At 42.8% G+C, this 22,213-nt stretch carries 13 protein-coding genes; 8 read left to right on the top strand and 5 right to left on the bottom strand.

The window, feature by feature from the left end:
• Positions 1 to 53: 53 nt before the first annotated feature.
• From priA to ACROAE_RS08740, 6 genes are all read left to right on the top strand, one after another.
• The gene (priA, locus tag ACROAE_RS08765; RefSeq protein ID WP_432400819.1) at positions 54 to 2,249 is read left to right on the top strand and encodes a primosomal protein N'; all 2,196 of its coding nucleotides are present in this window, start codon (positions 54 to 56) and stop codon (positions 2,247 to 2,249) included.
• A 189-nt stretch (positions 2,250 to 2,438) separates the two neighbouring features.
• Positions 2,439 to 4,184: an arginine--tRNA ligase gene (argS, locus tag ACROAE_RS08760; protein ID WP_432400817.1), complete on the top strand. Its 1,746-nt coding sequence runs from the start codon at positions 2,439 to 2,441 to the stop codon at positions 4,182 to 4,184.
• 2 nt (positions 4,185 to 4,186) lie between these two features.
• Positions 4,187 to 4,813 (top strand): SPOR domain-containing protein, encoded by a 627-nt coding sequence (locus ACROAE_RS08755; RefSeq protein ID WP_432400815.1) that lies wholly within the window; start codon positions 4,187 to 4,189, stop codon positions 4,811 to 4,813.
• 158 nt (positions 4,814 to 4,971) lie between these two features.
• Positions 4,972 to 5,496 carry an ATP-dependent protease subunit HslV gene (gene hslV / locus ACROAE_RS08750; protein ID WP_432400813.1) on the top strand — a complete coding sequence of 175 codons (525 nt, stop codon included), beginning with the start codon at positions 4,972 to 4,974 and terminating at the stop codon, positions 5,494 to 5,496.
• A 25-nt stretch (positions 5,497 to 5,521) separates the two neighbouring features.
• On the top strand, positions 5,522 to 6,847 hold the full coding sequence (hslU, locus tag ACROAE_RS08745; protein WP_432400811.1) for an HslU--HslV peptidase ATPase subunit: 1,326 nt from the start codon (positions 5,522 to 5,524) through the stop codon (positions 6,845 to 6,847).
• A 171-nt stretch (positions 6,848 to 7,018) separates the two neighbouring features.
• Entirely contained in the window at positions 7,019 to 7,405 is a 387-nt protein-coding gene (locus tag ACROAE_RS08740) for a gamma-butyrobetaine hydroxylase-like domain-containing protein (protein WP_432400809.1), read from the top strand.
• Here the strand turns inward: ACROAE_RS08740 and ACROAE_RS08735 are convergent.
• Complete coding sequence (locus ACROAE_RS08735; RefSeq protein ID WP_432400807.1) at positions 7,392 to 7,670, bottom strand: hypothetical protein; 279 nt, start codon at positions 7,668 to 7,670, stop codon at positions 7,392 to 7,394. The two genes, ACROAE_RS08740 and ACROAE_RS08735, sit on opposite strands and share 14 nt — an antisense overlap.
• 285 nt (positions 7,671 to 7,955) lie before the next feature.
• Here ACROAE_RS08735 and ACROAE_RS08730 point away from each other — a divergent pair, with 285 nt between their 5' ends.
• The gene (locus tag ACROAE_RS08730; protein ID WP_432400805.1) at positions 7,956 to 8,933 is read left to right on the top strand and encodes a hypothetical protein; all 978 of its coding nucleotides are present in this window, start codon (positions 7,956 to 7,958) and stop codon (positions 8,931 to 8,933) included.
• Positions 8,934 to 9,454: 521 nt separating this feature from the next.
• Here ACROAE_RS08730 and acnB read toward each other — a convergent pair.
• Complete coding sequence (gene acnB, locus ACROAE_RS08725) at positions 9,455 to 12,052, bottom strand: bifunctional aconitate hydratase 2/2-methylisocitrate dehydratase (RefSeq protein WP_432400803.1); 2,598 nt, start codon at positions 12,050 to 12,052, stop codon at positions 9,455 to 9,457.
• Positions 12,053 to 12,456: 404 nt separating this feature from the next.
• On the opposite strand from acnB, the gene hxpB reads away from it, so the two are divergent.
• Positions 12,457 to 13,113 carry a hexitol phosphatase HxpB gene (gene hxpB, locus ACROAE_RS08720; RefSeq protein ID WP_432400801.1) on the top strand — a complete coding sequence of 219 codons (657 nt, stop codon included), beginning with the start codon at positions 12,457 to 12,459 and terminating at the stop codon, positions 13,111 to 13,113.
• A gap of 118 nt (positions 13,114 to 13,231) precedes the next feature.
• On the opposite strand, the gene ACROAE_RS08715 is transcribed toward hxpB, so the two are convergent.
• From ACROAE_RS08715 to lpdA, 3 genes are all read right to left on the bottom strand, one after another.
• On the bottom strand, positions 13,232 to 15,496 hold the full coding sequence (locus ACROAE_RS08715; RefSeq protein ID WP_432400799.1) for a patatin-like phospholipase family protein: 2,265 nt from the start codon (positions 15,494 to 15,496) through the stop codon (positions 13,232 to 13,234).
• Between the two features lie 118 nt (positions 15,497 to 15,614).
• A complete protein-coding gene (locus ACROAE_RS08710) occupies positions 15,615 to 20,054 on the bottom strand; it encodes an EAL domain-containing protein (RefSeq protein ID WP_432400797.1) in 4,440 nt (1,479 codons plus the stop codon).
• A 595-nt stretch (positions 20,055 to 20,649) separates the two neighbouring features.
• Complete coding sequence (lpdA, locus tag ACROAE_RS08705) at positions 20,650 to 22,080, bottom strand: dihydrolipoyl dehydrogenase (protein WP_432400795.1); 1,431 nt, start codon at positions 22,078 to 22,080, stop codon at positions 20,650 to 20,652.
• Positions 22,081 to 22,213 lie beyond the last annotated feature (133 nt).

Raw genomic sequence — 22,213 nt, 5'->3', positions numbered from 1 at the left:
TTAGAGGTAAACTGATCCACAATCCCTAATAGAATTGAAAAATGTGAAACCCTATGCCCGTGTTTGTTGAAGTCGCCTTACCCGTCCCATTACGCCAAAATTTTAGTTACCGCGTAAAAGACGAACAGCAAACAACACTGCAAATTGGGTTGCGCGTTAAAGTGCCGTTTGGGCGCCAACAACTCATCGGGTTAATCACCGCAATCACCGACACTTGTGATTTAGCACCGCAACAAATTAAATCTGTTACAACAGTACTAGATGATGCCCCATTACTGCCCGACTCGCTATATAAATTAACACTTTGGGCGGCAAGGTATTACTTTACCTCGCAAGGTCAAATGCTCAGCCAGGCCCTTCCCGTCGCCCTGCGTAAAGGCCTCGATGCTACACCACAAGCCATGGTTGAATATCATTTAAGCGAACAAGGTCGCCAAGCAGACTCAAGTGTTCTTAAACGCGCTCCAGCACAAAAAAAGCTGTTCGATTTATTGCTGAAAAACCCGCTAACTCAAGATGAATTTACCACCCAACTATTAAGTAAATCTGCGCTTAAAGCATTGCAAGATAAGCAATGGATTGAACAAAAAAGTGCAGTCATTACTCACGACTTAAGCTGGCGTCAGCACCTCATCATGAACGAGTCGCCACACAAATTAAATAAACAGCAAGCCGTAGCGGTTTCTGTACTCACACAACAACAAGGGTTTCATTGCACTTTACTAGAAGGGATTACGGGATCAGGTAAAACCGAAGTCTATTTAACCTTACTCGAAACCATTTTAAAACAAGGCAAACAAGCGCTTATTTTAGTGCCCGAAATCGGCTTAACCCCACAAACTATCAATCGCTTTAAACGCCGGTTTGAAGTCAAAGTGGCGGTGATTCATTCAGGATTGACCGACAATCAACGGCTTGAAGCCTGGCGACAAGCACGCGTTGGTGAAGCGGCGATAATTATTGGCACTCGTTCGGCATTGTTCACCCCCATGGCGTTTCCTGGTCTTATTATTTTAGACGAAGAACACGACAGCAGCTTTAAGCAGCAAGAAGGTGTGCGCTACCACGCCCGAGATCTAGCCGTAATGCGCGGGCATTTAGAAGATATTCAAGTGGTGCTTGGTTCTGCTACACCCTCGCTTGAAACCTTACAAAATGCGTTGTCTGGCCGTTACCACCACCTTGAGTTAAGCGAACGCGCGGGGGCTGCACAAAAAGTCAAACAAGGCATTATCGACATTACCTCGCAGCCCTTAAAAGCCGGCATGTCAGCCTCGTTAATTAACGAGATGCGCATGCACCTTGATGCAGGCAACCAAGTATTACTGTTTTTAAACCGTCGCGGCTTTGCCCCTGCGTTGTTGTGCCACGAATGCGGCCATTTACATGAATGCGACCGTTGCGATGCTTTTTTTACTGTGCATCAAGGTTTAAACGAAATTTGCTGTCACCACTGCGGTAATCAATATGCTATCCCTAAACAATGTCACGAATGCGGTAGCACCATGTTAATGGGACATGGTTTGGGCACTGAACAACTCGAGCAAGAGTTAATTAAGCTTTTTCCTAAACATCCAGTTGTGCGTATTGATCGCGACACCACTCGGCGCAAAGGCTCCCTTGAGCAACAATTGCAAGGGATTTACATGGGAAAATATAAAATTCTTGTTGGCACCCAAATGCTGGCTAAAGGGCATCACTTTCCCGATGTAACTTTAGTGGGGTTATTGGATGTTGACGGTGCGTTATTCAGTGCCGATTTTCGGGCGCCTGAGCGTTTTGGTCAGCTATACACTCAAGTATCTGGCCGTGCTGGTCGCGCCGACAAGCCTGGCAAAGTCCTGCTGCAAACCCACCAAAGTGACAACCCTATTTTGCGCGATTTGCTGCAACGGGGTTACGGCGAATTTGCCCGAAGCCAGTTAACTGAGCGCCAACAAGCACTATTGCCACCCGCATGGCACATGGTGTTAATTAGAGCGGAAGCGCATTTAGCACAAGACGCGGACGCTTTTTTAGCTCAAATAAGTCAACTTATTCCGCAAGATAAAGATCTTGAAGTCATCGGCCCCATACCTGCACCATTAGATCGTAAAGCCGGAAAATATCGACGTCAGTTAATGTTACAAGCCAAAAGCAGGAATCGATTACAAATCGTATTTGAACATGTGTTAACTCAAATTGAACAACTACCTGAGGGTAAACGCTGCCGCTGGACCATAGATAGAGATCCGCAAGATTTAATGTAAACCACGTTATAACTGGCAATCGACTACACGAATATGGGTAATACACTTTAGATAAATTGCTATTCAAGTTTAATTAAACAAAAAAATCAATATTTCCGCTAAAGCAGATAGCAATTTCACCCCATAAACGGCTAAAATACGCGGTTCCGTCATGTCATTCATTTAACGAATTAGTGCAAGCAAACGCCCATGAAATCACATATTGAATCTTTACTAGAACAAACCCTCGAATCTTTTAAACAGCAAGGTATTGTGCCTGCTGATTTTCAAGCGCGCATTCAGGTCGATCGCACTAAAGATAAAAGTCATGGTGACTTAGCGACTAACCTTGCAATGATGCTGACCAAAGTCGCGAAGAAAAACCCACGCGAATTAGCCCAATTGATTATCGACACCTTACCTGCATCATCTCACGTTGCTAAAGTCGAAATTGCTGGCCCAGGGTTTATTAACTTTTTTATCGACGACAATGCATTAGCAAATCAGCTACAACAAGCATTAAACGATAACCACTTAGGCGTGACCTTACCGGCTAAGCAAACTATTGTTGTCGATTATTCATCACCAAACTTAGCCAAAGAAATGCACGTAGGTCACTTACGCTCAACCATTATTGGTGACAGCGTGGTCCGTGCACTTGAGTTTTTAGGCCATCACGTGATCCGTCAAAATCACGTTGGCGACTGGGGCACGCAATTCGGTATGTTATTGGCATACATGGAAGAGTTACGCGCAGCCAATGGCGAACAAGCCAAAATGGAATTGTCTGACCTAGAAAGTTTTTACCGTGCAGCCAAAGTACGCTTTGACGAATCGACAGAATTTGCCACCCGTTCACGTCAGTTAGTGGTTGCCTTGCAATCGGGCGATGAATACTGCAATAAGCTTTGGCGTGAGTTTAACGATATTTCACTCAACCACTGTCATGATGTCTATAAGCGTTTAGGTGTGAGTCTAACTCGCGCTGATGTTCACGGCGAAAGTGCTTATAACGCAGACCTTGCACAAGTGGTTAAAGATTTAGATGCCCAAGGTTTATTAAGCGAAAGTAACGGCGCTAAAGTGGTATTCCAGGAAGAGTTTCGCACCAAAGAAGGCGAGCCATTACCGGTTATCATCCAAAAAGCAGACGGCGGCTACTTATATGCCACCTCTGATTTAGCCGCCATGCGTTACCGCTCAAACGTACTTAAAGCCGACCGCGCGCTGTACTTTGTCGACTTACGCCAGGCGCTGCATTTCCAGCAAGTATTTAATCTTGCCAAACTCGCTAAATTTGTACGCGCAGACATGTCACTAGAGCACACTGGCTTTGGCACTATGAACGGCGAAGATGGTCGTCCATTTAAAACCCGCTCAGGCGGTGTCGTTAAACTAGTCGACTTATTAGATGAAGCTAACGTGCGTGCACTTGAACTGGTTCGCAGCAAAAATCCAGACATGGACGAAGCTACACTCACTGAAATCGCCCGAGTAGTCGGGATCAGCGCAGTTAAATACGCTGATTTATCTAAAAACCGCACCAGCGATTACATTTTCAGCTTTGAGCAAATGCTAAGCTTTGAAGGCAATACAGCCCCATACTTACTGTATGCCTATACTCGCGTAGCCGGTATTTTTAAACGTGCTGAAGACATCGATTTAAGCCAGGCTAAAATCGTTCTTGAACACGAAAAAGAAAAAGATTTAGGCACCAAGTTAGCCCAGTTTGGTGAAGTGCTTACCCGCATGACAGACAAAGGCTTGCCACATGTACTGTGTGGTTACCTGTATGAACTTGCGAGCGAGTTTTCAAGCTTTTACGAAGCCTGCCCAGTTTTAGCGGCAGACACGGAAGCGCAAAAACAAAGCCGTTTATTGTTATCGCAATTAACCGCTAATACGCTAAAAACCGGCTTGTCATTGCTTGGCATTGAAACTTTAGAGCGGATGTAATCATGAGTCGCGACTACGCAAACCGCAAACCCAGAGCAAGTAAACCGAACAAAAGCCGTGCGCCAAAGCGTAAAAAAGCACCTGCGCGTAGCTTTCCGTATTTGCCTGTATTTGTTGTGTTAGCGCTTGTTGCCGGCTTTGGCTATTTTTTATGGTCGATAAATGGCAGCTCAGAAACTCAAGTCACTGAGCCTGCACAGCAACCAAAAAAGAAAACCGTACAAGCTGAAACTAAAACTGAAACTAAAGCTGCGCCAACACCGGTAGCCAAAAAAGTGGTTAAGCCAGATCCAAATGCATTACCGCCTAAGCCACAAGAGAAATGGACCTACCTTGAAGAGCTAGAAAACAAAGAAGTTGAAATTGATCTGCCCTCAACCGGTGTGGTGTCCAGTGGTATTTATCAAATGCAGTGCGGCTCGTTTAGACAAGAGTCACAGGCCAATCAAATGAAAGCCCGTATTGCCTTTCAAGGTATGGAAGCACAAGTTCGTCGCAGTGAAGGCACTAATGGTATTTGGTACCGCGTAGTATTAGGTCCGTTCCCGAACAAACGCGAAGCTGAAACCAACCGCCATAAAATGCAAAAGTCAGGCATTAACACCTGCCAAATTTGGTTATGGCAATAGCACTAATCAGGCTCTAAACGCGATAAACATTCATCAGCCCTGTTCACTCGAACGGGGCTTTTTTTATACTGTCCTTGATATCTATCATTTTGACCCCATATCCAATTTAATCATGAATCAACAATTGCATTCGTTGATGCATTTAAAGAGGATTTACCGTGACTACTATCGTATCCGTACGCCGCAACAATCAAGTTGTCATCGCTGGTGATGGCCAAGTTTCTTTAGGCAATACCGTCATGAAAGGCAACGCGCGTAAAGTGCGTCGTTTGTATCATAATAAAGTATTAGCCGGTTTTGCTGGCGGTACTGCCGATGCATTTACTCTTTTTGAGCGCTTTGAAGCCAAGCTCGAAATGCATCAAGGCCATTTATTAAAATCAGCCGTAGAGCTTGCCAAAGATTGGCGCAGTGACAAAATGCTCCGCAAACTCGAAGCGATGTTGGTGGTAGCAGACACTGAATCATCATTAATTATTACCGGTAACGGTGATGTGGTTCAGCCAGAACATGACCTCATTGCCATTGGCTCTGGCGGAAACTATGCCCATGCAGCAGCCTTAGCATTGCTGCAAAATACCGAGTTAAGTGCAGAAGATATTGCCGAAAAATCGTTAACGATTGCTGGCGATATATGTGTGTTTACCAACCAATTTAAAACCATCGAAAAGTTAGACTACTAATTCGAGCGTAAATAAAGGAACCGTTATGTCTGAGATGACACCTCGTGAAATTGTTCACGAACTAGATGCACATATTATCGGCCAACAAAATGCTAAACGCTCGGTTGCAGTCGCACTTCGTAATAGATGGCGTCGTATGCAATTAGAACCTGCACTTCGCCAAGAAGTCACCCCAAAAAATATTTTAATGATTGGCCCAACCGGTGTCGGTAAAACCGAAATTGCCCGTCGTTTAGCTAAGCTAGCGAACGCGCCTTTCATTAAAGTCGAAGCGACTAAATTTACCGAAGTGGGCTATGTCGGTAAAGAAGTTGAGCAAATCATCCGTGATTTAACAGACTCTGCGGTTAAAATGACCCGCGAGCTGCAAATGAAAAAATGCCGTCATCGTGCAGAAGAAATGGCCGAAGAGCGCATTTTAGATGCCTTATTGCCTAAGGTAAAAGATGACTGGGAAACAGAGAAAAAAGATGAGTCGAACACCCGCCAAATTTTCCGTAAAAAACTACGTGAAGGTCAGCTAGACGACAAAGAAATCGAAATTGATATTGCGGCACCGCAAATTGGCGTTGAAATCATGGCCCCTCCAGGCATGGAAGAAATGACCAATCAGCTACAAGGGTTATTCCAAAATTTAGGCCAAAGCACGTCTAAACGCAAAAAGCTTAAAATTAAAGATGCCTACAAGCAGTTAGTTGAAGACGAAGCCGCAAAGCTGGTCAATCAAGAAGACCTAAAAGAGCAAGCTATCGAATTGGTTGAACAAAATGGCATTGTGTTTTTAGACGAAATCGACAAAATCTGTAAGCGCGGCGAAAGCTCAGGCCCAGATGTGTCACGTGAAGGTGTACAACGTGATTTACTGCCTTTAGTTGAAGGTTGTACTGTCACCACTAAACACGGCATGGTAAAAACTGACCATATTTTGTTTATTGCCTCTGGTGCATTCCAGATGTCTAAACCGTCTGATTTAATCCCCGAGCTTCAAGGTCGTTTACCGATCCGTGTTGAATTAGACGCCCTTACAGCAGCCGACTTTAAGCGTATTCTAACAGAGCCATTTGCATCACTCACTGAACAGAGTATTGCATTAATGAACACTGAAGGCGTGACCATAGAGTTTACAGAATCTGGCATTGATCGCATTGCAGAAGCCGCATGGCAGGTTAACGAGCGCACTGAAAACATCGGTGCACGTCGTTTACATACTGTGATGGAAAAGCTGATGGAAGAGATTTCTTATGATGCCTCTGAAAAATCAGGCTCTACCTTTGTCATTGACGCACAATACGTTAACGACCATCTTGATACCTTGGTACAAGATGAAGATTTAAGCCGCTTTATTTTATAAGCACGCGGTAAACGGGTTACCCTTGTCGGTTTGTTACCAACGAGGACAACGAGAATGTGTTGATACGAATCAACATCACGAATGCAGGTTCAAACAATAGGATTAACAGCAAAGTCGCGTATGATGATAATCTGCGATTTAGCGTTAATCCTTTTTTTTATAGGTATTCCCATGACCCAATCAACGCCTACTGTTAGCGGCATTAAACTGAAGCGTCAATCTAAGTTATTAGAAGTCACTTTTGATAACGGCCAAACCTACAACATCAGTTGTGAAATGCTCCGCGTATTCTCCCCGTCTGCTGAAGTACAGCGTCATGGTGACCCAATATTGGTCACTCATAAGAAAGCCGTTAATATCAAGGCTCTTGAACCTGTTGGACATTATGCGGTAAAAATCACTTTTGATGATGGCCATGATACAGGTTTATATTCTTGGCAGGTGCTATATAACTTATGCAGTAATCAAACTGAATTATGGCAACAGTATTTAGCCAGATTGCGGGCAGAGAAAGGTTCACGAGAACCACTGATTGATATGAATATTAAGTATTCATAAACTTTTTATTGCCAAACTTCGTTTGAATTAAGATCGCAAGGTTCCACCCTGCACAGGCCAAAAGGGGATCAACAGCAATCCCCTCTTGGATCACCCCTGCCGTTCCGGCAACATTTTCGCTATTTAACCAAACAACAGCAGCGAAAAATTGCGACGGAAATTGCTCTAGCTTTTGGCCTCTTTTGAATCGTACTTCGGCCTTATTCGAAAATGCTAACGCTTCCGATGGTACATCCTGTACCGCGAAAGCTAGCGGGCCATCCATGGCCAGCTCACGCTATTTTCTTCAACGGCCTCAAGTTCAGAGTTGAATTTGTCCCTTTTAGCTTCAATATACCAACACGTTTATGCTCCTTTGCGATTTACAGGCGATAAGCAGCACAGAGAAATAACAAACAAGTTGACCTACTTTTACTAACCAATAAATGGTAGCTACTGATTACGTTCATTAAGGCATCAATATCAATGCTCACTTCTCAATTCCCTATGCTCGTTTGTTCTGCATGACTCTGGTAGAGTGCTTATTATTCAAATAGCTGAGGTTCCCAAAATGAATGCATACTTGGTTTCGGATAAGCCTATTATTTATGCTGACATGAACGTATTTAGATATTTGGCTTGCGGAGACATTTCAATTGCGGAACCAGAACGATTCAAGTGGGTTTACTCACATGTTCACCTTGACGAAATTCATAGGAATGGAAACCAAGATGCTCTCGAAGGAATGAAAATACTGAAAGCCGTTGAGATTTCTGATGTTCTGAATCAAGACCTTCAATCTGAAGGTAATATTGTAATACGAGATTTCATAGATCCTTATTTAAGGTATGAGCAACACTTAGAAGCAATTGCTGGACATGAGGGAATTGCAGATCATATGGTAGAACACCTTATACGTTCTTTTGGAGCTGACAACTTTAAAGAGTTAAGTGAAACACCAGAGCAAATGCGAAATGAGATAGAAAGAATAACTAGTATTATTCCTGATGATAGGCGCGTAAATTTAATCGATAAAGCGTCAATTGTGTCGAATGATATGAAAGACACTATTGAGAAACACCTCAAAAATAAGATGCCGATTAATAAAACAAGAAGTGCTTTGGGGATTACAAGTGAAAAGAGGAAAGGTATTGAAAAGTCTAAATCCGCAATAGATGACGTATGGGATTTAATTTCACCTTCAATACCAAATATCACAAAAAATCAATTCTTTGGCTTTGAGAAAATTCAAGGTATTGAGGGAGTTCAGCATACTCAGCATGGTGCAATATCTGGAGCATATATTGTACTCAATATGATAGGCATAAGCCCTGATAGATTCTTAGCGAATAGAGACAAAATCAAAAATGTATTGTCTGATGGGCAGCACGCTGGAATGGCTTCTTATTGTAATGCCTTAGTTTCTGCTGATAGAGGAATAATTAATAAATCATCATGCATATTTTCATACTTGAATAATATAACGAATGCGTTGCATTTTGAATTCCAAAAAGGGTTTCAGCTTAGTCTTTGTGTAAGTGAAACATAACAAGTAGCGGCAACGGACTTGCCATACTTTCCTTAATGCCAATCGTCATTTTCAGAACTTAAGCTCTAAAACGTTTCTGTCCAAAAACGAGCTAGTCTTAGCTTTTAAACGCCCAAATTCAACTCTGAACTTGAAGCCGTTGAAGAAAATGACGTGAGCTGGCCATGGATGGCCCGCTAGCTTACGCGGTACAGGATGTACCATCGGAAGCGTTAGCATTTTCGAGTAAGGCTGAAGCTGCATACAAATGAAGTTAAAAGCTAGATCAATCCCCATGGCGACCTTTTCGCTGTTTGAAAATGTTGCAGGGCGGCTGGGAGTTCCAAGAGGGAACAGCCGTTGGTTTCCTCTTGGTCTGGTGTGGGTGAAGCGCCACGACGTTAGTGGCCGCAGGCCATAAGTTATAAAATTGCGGACCAGAGAAAACCTTATCAAAAAATTCAAAACTTATACTATCAAACCAAACAAAAATGCCAGCATTTCTGCTGGCATTTTTAATTCAACGATTAACTAGTTCAAGCTTATAGCGCGGTTTGGAAAATCACGCTGTCGGCTTTCTTAGTGTAAGAGTCGATTTGATCGAAGTTCAAGTAACGGTAAGTGTCAGCCGCAGTTGCATCTAACTCTTTAGCGTAGTTTTGATACTCTTCAACTGAAGGTAAACGACCTAACAAGGCTGCTACCGCGGCTAGCTCAGCTGATGCTAAGTAGACGTTTGCGCCAGTACCTAAACGGTTAGGGAAGTTACGTGTTGAAGTAGAAACAACCGTAGCACCTTCAGCAACACGTGCTTGGTTACCCATACATAGAGAACAACCAGGGATCTCGATACGAGCACCGACACGGCCAAAGATTGAGTAGTAACCTTCTTCCGTTAACTGGTCGCGGTCCATCTTAGTTGGAGGCGCAATCCATAAACGTGTTGGCAGTGTTTTAGCAAACTTGTCTAACATTTTACCGGTAGCACGGAAGTGACCGATGTTTGTCATACAAGAACCCACGAACACTTCGTCAATCTTAGTTTGAGCAACGCTTGATAACAGTACTGCATCATCAGGATCGTTTGGTGCACAAAGAATTGGCTCTTTAATGTCGTTTAAGTCAATTTCGATAATTTCAGCATATTCTGCATCTTTATCGGCTTCCATCAACTCAGGGTTAGCAATCCACTCTTGCATAGCGGTAATACGACGCTCAATAGTGCGACGATCGCCATAACCTTCACTGATCATCCACTTTAACATTACGATGTTAGAGTTTAAGTATTCAATGATAGGCTCTTTGTCTAGCTTAATAGTACAGCCAGCTGCGCTACGTTCTGCTGATGCGTCAGACAGTTCGAATGCTTGCTCAACTTTAAGTTTTTCAAGACCTTCGATTTCTAATACACGACCAGAGAAAGCATTAATTTTGCCTTTTTTCTCAACGGTCAATAAGCCAAGTTCGATAGCTTTAAGCGGAATAGCATGTACAAGATCACGCAAGGTGATACCTGGCTGCATGGTGCCTTTAAAGCGAACCAAAATTGACTCTGGCATATCAAGAGGCATTACACCTGTTGCTGCAGCAAATGCCACTAGGCCAGAACCCGCTGGGAACGAAATACCAATTGGGAAACGAGTATGCGAATCACCACCAGTACCTACGGTATCAGGCAGTAGCATACGGTTTAACCAAGAGTGAATAACACCATCACCTGGACGTAATGCTACGCCGCCACGGTTCATGATGAAGTCTGGTAATGTGTGGTGCGTGTCAACGTCAACTGGCTTTGGATAAGCCGCTGTGTGACAGAATGACTGCATGGTTAAATCAGCACTAAACCCTAAACAGGCTAAGTCTTTTAACTCATCACGTGTCATTGGGCCGGTAGTATCTTGTGAGCCCACAGAGGTCATCTTAGGTTCGCAGTATTGCCCTGGACGAATACCTTTCACGCCACATGCTTTACCCACCATTTTCTGTGCAAGGGTAAAGCCCTTGTTAGTCACAACAACATCTTGTGGACGTACGAATACGTCTGACGCTGGTAACCCTAAGGTTTCACGTGCACGGTCAGTTAAGCCACGACCGATGATCAATGGAATACGACCACCAGCACGAACTTCGTCTAACAGTACGTCAGTTTTTAGTTCGAACGTAGAGATAACTTCGTCAGTACCGCCACGCTTAACTTCGCCAGTGTATGGATAAATGTCAATGACATCGCCCATTTCCATTTTATCAACGTTTAGCTCAATCGGTAATGCACCCGCATCTTCCATAGTGTTGAAGAAAATCGGTGCAATTTTATTACCTAAACAGAAACCACCCGCACGCTTGTTAGGCACATTAGGGATATCATCGCCCATGAACCACAATACTGAGTTAGTTGCTGATTTACGTGAAGAACCGGTACCAACAACGTCGCCCACGTAAACTAATGGATGACCTTTAGTTTTAAGCGCTTCGATTTCTTTAATTGGACCCACTTCGCCAGACACGTCAGGTACGATACCGTCACGGGCGTTTTTCAGCATAGCAAGTGCATGCAATGGGATATCTGGACGAGACCATGCATCTGGTGCAGGTGACAGGTCATCAGTGTTGGTTTCGCCAGCCACTTTAAATACCGTTAACGTCACTTTGTCAGCAAGCTTTGGACGGTTTAAGAACCAATCTGCATTTGCCCAAGCTTCAACAACTTGTTTAGCCGACTCATTGCCAGCTTGCATTTTCTCAACCACGTCGTGGTAAGAATCAAACATCAACAACGTGTTTGATAATGCTTTTACTGATAAGGCTGCTAATGCTGGGTTGTCTAACTGAGCGATTAACGGCTCGATGTTATAACCGCCCTGCATAGTACCGAGTAATTCAACGGCACGTTCAGCTGATAATATAGGTGATTTTACAGTGCCTTTGGCCACTGCATCTAAGAATGCCGCTTTCACGTAGGCAGCTTCATCAACACCTGGTGGAATACGGTTTTCTAATAAGTCGAGGATTAACGCCTCTTCACCCGCAGGTGGAGTCTCAACTAATTTTACTAATTCAGCCACTTGTTGTGCATCTAATGGCTTAGGGACTACGCCCTCTGCAGCACGCTCTGCGACGTGTTTACGATATGCTTCTAGCACGGCAACATTCCTCTTTGTTTGACGCCTGACGGCGAAACTCAGCGCACACACTGTTACGCTGATAATTCCACAGGTTCGGGCTTGAAATCCGACATTCAGTATACTACAGCTTTATAAAAGTATGAATCAGCTCACACTGTTAGAGGCATGAAATCAACTCGATTTATCTAGCTAATAATCAATTTAATCGATTCGTGAATAAATTTAAATTAGACAATAGTTTGAAACGAGCTAAAAAACATTTTAATACATCATGTTATGCCACACCCACCGATTAAACTGTGAGCAAAAAAATATCGACTTCTTATGATGAAATATTTTTTAAAAAATCATTTTTGATTGTACCTAAACACTAACATCGCGATAATTAGCCGCAAAGTGAATACCTTTAAGGAGTCAATGCAGTGTCTACCCAAATAAAAGCGGTTATTTTTGATATGGATGGAATTTTAATCGATTCTGAACCCGCTTGGCAGTTAGCCGAACAAACGGTATTAAACAGCTTTGGACTTAACTTGACCCTTGAAGAGGTTGAGCAAACCACAGGGCTGCGTATTGACCAGGTTGTAAGTTATTGGTACCAGCGTTTTCCGTGGCCAAATTATGATAATACTGCCACAGCAAATAAAATTGTTAATGAAGTCATTGTGCAGATCAATGCTACAGGTAAACCAATGCAAGGCGTGATTGAGTCACTCGAAGCGTGCAAACGACTTGGCCTTAAAATCGGTTTAGCAACATCGTCGTCATCGCGAATTATTCACTCAGTGCTCGATAAGCTCGCCATTGGCCATTATTTTGAAGCACTCGAATCTGCTGAAAATTTAGCTTACGGTAAGCCGCATCCTGAAGTGTATTTAAATTGTGCTAACGCGCTCGGTATTGCGCCAAGCCAATGCATTGCCATTGAAGACTCGTTTAATGGCTTAATTGCAGCCCGAGCAGCAACGATGCAAACCGTTGCTATTCCGGCGCCACATACAGTTAACCAAGCAAAATGGGTAATTGCCCATCATAAGCTAGCTCACGCAGGATTATTACCCGCACTGCTAGGGGCCTAGGCCGCTTCGAGGATAGTGCGCTTCGCTGCTAAGATTTTATAGCCTCTAGCAGCGAAGCGCTCTAGCCACTAGGCTTTTTAGCTCGTAAGCCTCTAGGCTTTTGGCTTAGATAGACTGCTTAAAAATTTTTACCTAAAAACAGATAAAATGCGGTATCACCTCGGTCTGACACCCCTAAACCAAGTGCTGCCGGGCCCCAATCAGTATCCGTTCCTAAATACAGACTGCTGGCATAAATAAGATCGTTTATATTCATTTCACTGCGTTCAAACCACACATTACCGCCTTCTAAACTGGCACCTAAATACAAAGGTAAATCGGTAATCAGTACATCACGGCCTAGGTCATATTGGTAAATAACGGCACTGAATATTTTATGCGCGCCCACCAGCGTGTCTTTACGGTAACCCGATAAATTTAAAAAACCACCGAGTTCAGCAACGTGTAGAGTGAAGTTACCGTCATTTTGGGTGGTTGCCAGCTCAATTTTACCCACAATGGCATGATTACCCAGCTTTAACGCGCCTTTCCAGTCGGCTTCAAATTGCCAGGCCAAATCGTCACTAAAAGTATTATCTGAACTTGTAGCGCCACTATACGACTCATCCCTTAGGTAACTGGTAAAGGTAAAGCGATTACCATCTGTAGGGAAACTAATACTGTTTAACGTATCATAAGTGACTTTTAAGTAGGCACCGGTTGAATGGTAATTGATTGAGTTTTGCGCGCCAACTTCACTTTTTACCTGACCATTTTCACCGACAAAACCTAACTCTATCACGCCATCAGAATCATAATTATAACCAATACCCAGCTCTAATTGAGCCACGTTATTTTCCAGTAATAAATAGCTGCTGTCTTGATCCACTAAGTCCCAGTCACGCATTTGATATTGTAAACGTGACAGGCTATAAAATGTTTGGTCACGATCCAGAGGTTGATAAAACTCCGTCGCTACAAGCTTGCGATAACCTAGCTCAATTTCATTACGCCATTCGCCACCCATTTGGGTTAAATCGGTCATGGTGTAAGCTAAACTCAGAGTAATGGCGGAATCTAAACTAAAGTCATCTTCCCAGTTAAAACCGGCTTGAAAATAATTAGGCCCCCACGACTTGGCGCGAGTAGTAATGGTGATAATCCGGCCTTTTTCAACGTCCTCAAATTCTGCATCAACACGTTCAAATTTATTTAAGGCATAGACTCGATTTAGGGCGGCAGTTAAATCATCTTTAGTCAGTACATCGCCTTTTTTAATGTCTAGACGCTCACGCAATAGTTTTTCACTGACTTTAGATTGGTTATCAAAAGCAATTTTATAAATCGGCTTTTTAAGCGGGTCACGCCACAATAAACTTTGTTGCTGTTTATTGGCTTGATAAGCTAAATATGCGGGTTCTTTTATGCCCAGCTTTTTGAGTTTTTCAAGTTGAATATTGGCAGCATCTTCACCCAACTTTAATGCCAATGGCATAATTGAAAAATCAGTAGTACTTAATACATCAATAGCTGGACGAATTAAAATATCACGCTCTGTTAATAAGGTTTTTTGGCGGGCAGTGCTGGCTTGAGTCAAAATGGTCGAGAGTTGTTCTAATACCGCAACGGTACTGTCTAATCTATCTTGGCCAACTAAGGGTGAACCAATATCAACAGCAATGACAATATCAGCGCCCATGGCTTTGACCACATCAACCGGCATGTTGTTTGCGATGCCACCATCAACCAATAAACGACCATCAATAATGGCCGGTTGAAGCGCACCTGGTACGGTTGCCGAGGCTTGCATCGCTTGCACCACACTGCCACTGGATAACACTACGGCCTCGCTTGTAGCTAAGTCGGTTGCCACTGCACGATAGGGAATAGCGAGATCGTCAAAGTCACCAAATTGTTCCACTAAGTCAGTTGAATGCCTTAACAATAACGACATACTTTGGCCACGCAATAAGCCGCTTGGCGAGGTTAAGCTGTTGTCGTTATAACCCACCGTTAATGGAATATTGAATTGGTCGCGTTGTTGCTTATCGCGGTAGCTTAAACTCTCTCGAGGAATGGTGTCAGAATAGCCTTTTGACCATTCGCCGTTAAGCATGATTTCTTCTATTTGATCTGCGCTATAGCCTAATGCATACATGCCGGCAACATAGGCACCAATACTGGTTCCAGCAATGTAGTCGACAGGGATGTGGTGCTTTTCAAGCACCTTTAACACACCAATATGCGCGGTTCCTTTTGCGCCACCACCACTGAGCACGAGGCCAATAGTGGGTCTTTCTTTTGCTGTTTTAGGTGCTGCGATTGCGGGTTGTAATACCACGCTAAAGCAGAGGACACTCAGCAAAAACCAGCTTAGCTGATTAAGGCGCAAAATTGTTTGCATAAATCATTCCGCAATTAAGTAAAAACAACGCATTCTAACAACATTTAACCAATACCCAAACTAATTGACTCTGGCTAAGTCATTAATATGACTTATTGAAATAGGCATTATTCAATGGCTATTGATATTGCTTCATATGTTGTTCAAGTTCGGCTTTGGGCATAGGTTTCGCAAAGTAATACCCCTGAATAATATGGCAGCCACGTTGAACGACTTGAGCGAGTTGCTCAGGCGTTTCAACACCTTCTGCAATAACCTCTAACGATAAGTTGCGAGCCAATTCAATGATACTGCTCACAATCGCCTGGTCGGCCTGATTGTGGTCTATGTGGATTAAAAATGAGCGATCAATTTTAAGTGTGTTGACTTTAAATGAGCGTAAATATGCCAATGACGAATAACCTGTACCAAAATCGTCAATGGCGACATCGATACCGAGTTGTTTTAATGCCAATAAGTGCTGGGTGGCTATGTCGATTTCTTTCATTAACACCCCTTCAGTAATTTCGACCGACAAGCATTTGGCTGGCATACCCGTTTGATGGAGTGTTGCGGTTAAAAAATCAATAAAATCAGGTTGTCTAAAATGCATGGCAGACACGTTAACCGACACCAGCAAATCTTGCTGCACATCACGACACCAGCGCGCACCATCAATACAGGCTTGAGTTAATACCCAGCGGTCAATTTCAACGATTAACCCACACGACTCAGCAATGCCGATAAACACATCAGGACGCACCAAACCATCTACTGGGTGATGCCAACGAATTAACGCCTCTACCCCAGCAAGACGGTTCTGCTCAACATTAACTTGTGGTTGGTAGTGGATTTCAAACTCGTTACACGCAATGGCTTTATGTAAGTCAGCCTCTAAGCGTAAATGGTAGAGTGCTTCTGCATTTCGCTCAGCCGAGTAATATTGGAAATTACCGCGTCCTTCATCTTTGGCGTGATACATCGCCAAATCAGCATTTTTTATCAGTGTTTCAGGCGTTTGATCATCACCAGACCAAATACTAATGCCAATACTGGTCGAGATAAAAAACTCTCGGCCATAAAGTTTAAACGGCATTTCTATTTGCTGTAGTAGCTGTTTAGCAATGTGGTTTATGGTGTCGATATCTTTAGCATCACGCAGTAAAATCACAAACTCATCGCCACCAAAACGGCACAATAAATGCTCTTCAGATAAACACCCTTGCAACCTGTTAGCCGCCTCTACCAGTAACGCATCGCCCATACTATGGCCATAGGAGTCATTCACATGTTTGAAGCGGTCGAGATCTAAAAACAATAATGCCAGTGTTTCGCTATGCTGTTTTGCGGTGTCAATCACTTGCCCTAGGCGACGAGAGAACATCGACCGATTAGCAAGCCCGGTGAGCATGTCATTATTTGCTAAACGACGAAGATGCTGCTCATTGTGTTTACGCTCTGTAATATCAGAAAACACCACCACATAATGTAATGATTGAGCATTGGTCATGGTGGATACATTCATCCACACAGGACAACGGCTACCGTCAATACAGTAAAACTCACTTTCACCGGTCCAGAAACGTTCTTTATCAAACACATCTTCCATGTCGAAAGGTTCAACGGTTGTTGCGACCAAATCGACAAAGGGTTTACCGGCTAAATCTCGTTTATGCGCCGCCAAAATTAAGTTTGCCGCCGCATTACTGATTTTAATGTCCTTATTGGCATCTAAAATCAACATACCCTCAGATGTATTTTCAAATGCTTGAGCGAGTAAATTCGCTTCACTTTCAAGCATTTTCTGCTGGGTAATGTCTGTGTACATACCTGCTGCATGGATTAACTGTTGCCCATTAGAGGAAACCTCGAGTGACCGACCTTTAATGCGTAACCAGTGCCATTGTTTATCCTGTGAGTGTTGATAACGATATTCGACATCGAGCATGTCGGTTTTACCTGTGACTAAATCACTCCAGGCCTCTTTGAGGTGAGTCATATCGTCGTGATGCACTGGAATATCTTGCAACTGAATTTTTAAAAACTGCATCGGACCCAGTACACCACCACGATTATCGAGTGACAATATTTGGGTATTGCTATGCCACTCCCACAGATCAGAATCACTGCCTTTTAAGGCTTGCTGTAAACGCTCGTCACTTTGCACTAATGCAGCATTGATTTGCTTAAAACGGTTAACTTGTCGCTGCCTAATGAGCAACAGCATCACGGCTAGCAATAATGCGACAAACAACAGCGCGCCTTTAAATTGTTGAGACTTCCACCAAAACTGTTTTACCGAAAAAACATACTGAAACGGTTCACTTGACCATACACCGTTGCGTTTGTATAAAAGTTCTAAGGTGTAATCGCCCGCACTCAAACCGGTCACGTTGATCTGTGATTGTCCCTCCAGCAATACATAATTGCCCGCTTCAGCCCCCTCTTTGACTAATCGATACTGTAATGTCATTGGGGTATCGTCTAAATAATCCGAAATAGAGATATGAAAACTAATCAAGCTAGCGCCAGGGTCGACTTGACGTAACTGACTAGGGATTAAATACACTGCGGTGGTGTCATCGTAAAAAACTGACACCGATTCAAGAATAACTTTGTCGTTAATTGTTCGAGAGGTTAATTTATCTAGGTCGACCAGCATCATGCCATCTGGCGTACCAATAAAAAAACCTTTACTAGGATCGTAAAACTTGGCAGCTTCATTAAACTCATCAGAAATAAAACCATCTTTGTGGCTAAACGAACTCACTTTTCCGGTTTCTCTATTGATTTTAATCAGCGCGCTCGCACAACCTACAATATTATCAGTTGCGGACTGCTGTAAAAAATACACCACTTTACAATCAATTTTCCATTGTTGATCAAGTGACTTAATCGCGTTAGTGCGAGTATTGAACTCAATAATGCCTTGTTGCGACGATCCCAACCACAGTATGTCGGGTGAGACTTGCAATAAAGAATTCACCATTGGATCATGCACAAAATCGCTAAATAGATCCATTTTAGAATGGTAGCCACCAGCGACATCAACATAACCAAAATGCTGACCACCACTAATCCATAATCGATCTTCACTGTCACGTAAAAAGCTACGGAATGACGTTTTTGTCAGCGATTTTTCGCCGTCACTCAATGGCTCTAGCACTAAATCATCATTGCCCTCTTGCCAATAATACAAGCCTTTACCTGTACCGAACCATACACGTTGGGGAATGAGAGCATCATTATAAATACTAAACACCAAGTTATCCTCTAAAGACTTTACTCCCCCACTCCAAGTGGCAAAATTACTGCTTTCATTGGTGTTTTTATTTACGACATAAAGGCCCGTGGTCGTGCCTAATACGATATGGTCTTTATCTAACGATGCTATTGCATATATGCTGTCACTTATTTTCAAACCTGGCGGAATAACCGTTGTCGACGCCTGGTTGCCCTCGATAACAGATAAACTACCATCTGTACCAAGCCATATTGTTTCGCCTTCAACATAAATAGACCATGTCATTTCATTACGAAGCTTATAAGGCGCTTTTTTGGAGTATCGTTCAATTAAAAATGATGGTTTACCCGCAATAACAGCCAAGCCATCACCAGAACCGCCAACCCATATTAACCCGTCGCTATCGACTGCAAGGTCGTGAATATAGTCAATGTTCGCGAGTTGTTTTAGCTCATCCCGATAGAGGGTTAACTCATTACTTTGTTGTTCCCAAAAAATTAACCCACTTCGACTCGAAATCCACAAATCACCATTAAGATCCTCAGCCATTTGGTCAACGTAATAAGGGATTTTTTTGATGGCTTTTACTGTTAATGATTGCGTAAAGACCTGATACAAACCTTTAGATGTGAGCAACCAAACACGCTGTTGCTTGTCTTGAAATATTTTTCTTATTGAACCGTTTTTATCGGTCCATGGAAATTGCCCTATAAAGCGGCCATCTGCTTGATGAATTTGCAGTTGATCCTTGGTGGAAAACAGATACTGACCGTCATGCAGTTGCAAGGCATTTAGCCAGACTAAATCACGGTTTAGATTATGTTTTGTAGATAACGTTAACGATTGTGTGTCATCATCAAAATAATAAACCTGGCCAGAAAAGCCGAGCAGTAACAACTTATTATCTAATTGACGTTGGTAGGCCACCACTCGTAGACTTTTATTGATATTGGCAATATCATCGTCTTTGGGCCTAAGCAGCAAACTAAATTGATTGTCGAGAATACTGTATAAATACAGCGAAGATTGGGTGCCAATTAATAAGTGGTCAGTGCCAGAGTTTATCACTGAGGTGATCAGTTCATCGTCTAATACCGAGTCAAAACCAACCTTATCAATACGTCTCACTTTACTGTTGCTAACCCGGTAAAGCCCTTCTTGAGTCGCAAGCCACACATATCCATAACTATCAAAACTAATATCTTGAATTCTGGCGTTAGCTAAGCCATCTTTAGCGTTAAATACCCGCTGAACAATGTCAGCTCCGTGCGCTGGCACAAGCGCTAAAAGAAGTAGCGTCAAACAACTTAAATAATAAGTGACCGCTCTGATCATAAGTTCCGTCTTACCTTAAATGATAACCACAGGCATTAACGCCCTAAAAATATACCCACACTCACTGAGAAACATAATCCAGCGAGAGCGAATAATAAATCATGCAATAATATTATTTTTATTCCTATCTTATTAATGTTTTATCATTAATAGCTTAGCAAAGTCACCTGTTAAATTGCTTAAATACCTATCTCACTGACTTGTCGCTGATACAGAAAAAACCTTATAGATATTAGTGTTACGTACGGTATTTAAGTAACCAGTTATATTCATTGGGTTATCACTGTACTAAACACTTCCCAAGGTGCAAATGGATATGATTAGCTTGCCTTTATCACATCAAGCTTATACAGCTAACAATGACATCTCATCAGCGATGTAACCTCTAGGGGATTTACAATACCATTGTAAAAGCCTAGACCAACCAAGCTTGGATTAACAATAAAATGAATGCCGCTTAATCGGAGTGATTACCCTATGGCATATGTGTCCATATTGTCATTCATACTTATAAGCCTAGTCTAAAACCTAAAAAAAAATCAAAAAAAAGCACCCCATTTATGGAGTGCCTTAATTCGCTTATGATAACGCGATATTACTTCTTCTTAACCGCTTTAGGGTTAGGTAAGTCAGTAATAGAACCTTCATATAATTCAGCGGCTAAACCAACTGATTCATGTAAAGTTGGGTGAGCATGAATCGTTAATGCTAAATCTTCAGCATCACAACCCATTTCAATAGCTAGGCCAATTTCACCGAGTAATTCACCACCGTTAACGCCAACAATAGCACCACCAATAACACGGTGAGTTTCTTTGTCGAAAATTAACTTGGTCATACCTTCGCTACAATCAGATGCGATTGCGCGGCCACTTGCTGCCCATGGGAAAGTCGCAGTTTCGTAAGCAACACCTTGCTCTTTTGCTTCTTTCTCAGTTAAACCAACCCATGCTACTTCTGGGTCTGTATAAGCAATCGAAGGGATCACTTTTGGATCGAAGTAGTGCTTCATGCCTGCAATCACTTCAGCCGCTACGTGGCCTTCATGCACACCTTTGTGAGCCAACATTGGTTGACCAACGATGTCGCCGATAGCATAAATGTGCGGTACGTTAGTGCGTAATTGCTTGTCTACATTGATAAAGCCACGCTCATCAACATTAACACCTGCTTTTTCAGCAGAAATTAACTTACCGTTTGGTGAACGGCCAATAGCGACTAATACTGCATCGTAACGTACTGGTTCAGCAGGAGCGTTCTTGCCTTCCATTGTCACATAGATGCCGTCTTCTTTGGCTTCAACTGCAGTCACTTTCGTTTCAAGAATAAGGTTAAACTTCTTCTTGATTTGCTTAGTGAATACACGAACGATATCTTTGTCAGCTGCTGGAATAACTTGGTCAAACATTTCAACCACGTCAATCTCACTGCCAAGAGACGAGTACACCGTACCCATTTCTAGACCAATGATACCACCGCCCATTACCAATAACTTACCAGGCACTTCTTTCAATTCTAGTGCGTCAGTCGAATCCCAAATACGTGGATCTTCATGCGGAATAAATGGCAGCTTAATTGGACGAGAACCGGCAGCAATAATAGCTTGTTCAAACTGAACAACGGTCACTGTACCGTCTTCAGCGGTGACTTCAAGGCTGTTAGGGCCAGTGAACTTACCAAAGCCGTTAACCACATTAACTTTACGCATTTTAGACATTCCGCCTAATCCGCCCGTTAACTGACTAACCACTTTTTCTTTAAAGCCACGTAATTTTTCTAAATCGATTGTTGGCTCACCAAATACCACACCGTGACTTGCAGCTGATTTAGCTTCTTCAATCACTTTAGCAATGTGTAGCAATGCTTTAGATGGGATACAACCTACGTTCAAACATACACCACCTAGGGTGCTAAAACGTTCAACGATAATGGTATCTAAACCTAAATCAGCGGCACGGAATGCTGCTGAATAGCCTGCAGGGCCAGATCCTAATACAACTACCTGAGTTTTAATTTCGTTACTCATGTTTTCCTCTATTCTTTTGCATATGTTGGCGGACAAAACCGATTCAACAATCAATGTGGCCAGATTGTGATAGCTGACCGCATTTTACCCTTTGTTTGATGACAATCACAATCAAACATTGGTGATAATCATC

This window comes from Shewanella sp. MF05960 (assembly GCF_050849305.1).
Classification (GTDB): Bacteria; Pseudomonadota; Gammaproteobacteria; order Enterobacterales; family Shewanellaceae; genus Shewanella.
This window is presented reverse-complemented; position numbering and strand designations above follow the sequence as displayed.

What these genes read in the sequence shown, in the direction of transcription:
- argS (WP_432400817.1), top strand. Translation starts at nt 2,439, where the DNA reads ATGAAATCACATATTGAATCTTTACTAGAACAAACCCTCGAATCTTTT.
- ACROAE_RS08735 (WP_432400807.1), bottom strand. Translation starts at nt 7,670, where the DNA reads ATGGATGGCCCGCTAGCTTTCGCGGTACAGGATGTACCATCGGAAGCG.
- ACROAE_RS08740 (WP_432400809.1), top strand. Translation starts at nt 7,019, where the DNA reads ATGACCCAATCAACGCCTACTGTTAGCGGCATTAAACTGAAGCGTCAA.
- ACROAE_RS08755 (WP_432400815.1), top strand. Translation starts at nt 4,187, where the DNA reads ATGAGTCGCGACTACGCAAACCGCAAACCCAGAGCAAGTAAACCGAAC.
- ACROAE_RS08710 (WP_432400797.1), bottom strand. Translation starts at nt 20,054, where the DNA reads ATGATCAGAGCGGTCACTTATTATTTAAGTTGTTTGACGCTACTTCTT.
- hslU (WP_432400811.1), top strand. Translation starts at nt 5,522, where the DNA reads ATGTCTGAGATGACACCTCGTGAAATTGTTCACGAACTAGATGCACAT.
- priA (WP_432400819.1), top strand. Translation starts at nt 54, where the DNA reads ATGCCCGTGTTTGTTGAAGTCGCCTTACCCGTCCCATTACGCCAAAAT.
- lpdA (WP_432400795.1), bottom strand. Translation starts at nt 22,080, where the DNA reads ATGAGTAACGAAATTAAAACTCAGGTAGTTGTATTAGGATCTGGCCCT.
- ACROAE_RS08730 (WP_432400805.1), top strand. Translation starts at nt 7,956, where the DNA reads ATGAATGCATACTTGGTTTCGGATAAGCCTATTATTTATGCTGACATG.
- ACROAE_RS08715 (WP_432400799.1), bottom strand. Translation starts at nt 15,496, where the DNA reads ATGCAAACAATTTTGCGCCTTAATCAGCTAAGCTGGTTTTTGCTGAGT.